This window comes from Chloracidobacterium sp., assembly GCA_025057975.1.
Taxonomy (GTDB): domain Bacteria; phylum Acidobacteriota; class Blastocatellia; order Chloracidobacteriales; family Chloracidobacteriaceae; genus Chloracidobacterium.
Genome location: JANWUV010000086.1, coordinates 1 through 501, shown reverse-complemented (window position 1 = coordinate 501; position 501 = coordinate 1). Strand labels below are relative to the sequence as shown.

Here is a 501-nt window from a genome sequence, read left to right as displayed (position 1 = left end):
TTGTTGGCGCGGGCGCGCTGCCCGCCGAAGTTGAGGCCCGACGTGGGCGCAGCACCGAGCTTGGGCTGGTTGTCACGGGTCGCCGCTGAAATCAAAAGGGTAAACCCGATGTAGTTACGGCTGCTCGTCGGCAAGTTGTTGATGGCGCGCTGGTTGACAGTCTCTGCGAGCGACGTGCGGGATAGCTCAATGCCCTGACTGTCCGCCTGCACCACCTCCTCCTCGGTCGTTTTGCCGACCCGCAGGACGAGGTCAAGATCGAGCGCCGCCCCAACGGTCAGCGTAAACTCAGAAACCAACAGGCGGGAAAAATCGGGTGCCTCCACGCTCAACTCGTACCCACCCGGCGGCAATGCGACAAACTGGTAAACGCCTGCGTCATTTGTCGTGACAGTGCGGGTGAAGTTGGTACGTTTTTCGCGCGCTGTCACTTGGGCGCCCGCAATGACCCGCCCGCTTTCATCCCTGACAACGCCACGCAGGTCAGCGGCGTTGACTTGT

General features: G+C 61.7%; 1 protein-coding gene. It reads right to left on the bottom strand.

Going from position 1 to position 501, the window contains the following annotated elements; all coding sequences use genetic code 11:
- Positions 1 to 501 (bottom strand): carboxypeptidase-like regulatory domain-containing protein (locus NZ585_15220; GenBank protein MCS7081378.1); only part of this gene is annotated, 501 nt, incomplete at both ends.